Origin of the sequence: Brucella ciceri (genome assembly GCF_041930145.1) — a bacterium.
Lineage (GTDB): Bacteria > Pseudomonadota > Alphaproteobacteria > Rhizobiales > Rhizobiaceae > Brucella > Brucella intermedia.
The window spans coordinates 1-500 of record NZ_JBHEEV010000042.1 but is presented as its reverse complement, the minus strand read 5'-3'; the positions used below and the strand labels follow the sequence as shown (position 1 = coordinate 500).

Sequence of the window (500 nt, the reverse complement as noted above, 5' to 3'; positions counted from 1 at the left end):
CGTCGCAGCACCGGCAAGCGCACTGCCGGGAACCGAAGCCGTCCATGTGCCGTCGCCATTGGAAACTGCCGCATAAGGCACGCCATCGACAAGCACGTTCACCGTCGTCGTCGCAGCATCCGAAGGCGGGTTGGTGATCGTTACCGTTACCGCAACATTGCCTGCCGCCTCGGCGGCATTGACCACACCGTCACCGGCAATCGCACCAACCGTCACGGTCGTCGCACTCGTGTCCGGCGGGGTCGTGTCACTCGAAGTCCACGTGCCGCTTCCCGTTCCCGGATTGCCTGCAGGATCGGTCACCGCAACCGTCACATTGCCATCGGGCTGTTCAGCCGGGGCCGTCGCCGTCCATGCGCCGGTCGTGCCATCCGCCGTCACCTGCGAGGTCGTGCCGTCCGGCCAGGTCACCACAACCGTCGAACCCGGTTCCGTCGTGCCGGAAGCTGTCGGGATATTGTCTCCTTCCGGATCGGTGATGGCGACATCGGTCGTCGGTG

1 protein-coding gene is annotated in these 500 nt (G+C 65.4%); it reads right to left on the bottom strand.

The window, feature by feature from the left end; genetic code table 11:
• Positions 1 to 500, bottom strand: a 500-nt coding sequence (locus JNC63_RS21895) for a hypothetical protein (RefSeq protein ID WP_445433048.1), incomplete at both ends; no start/stop codon positions are given.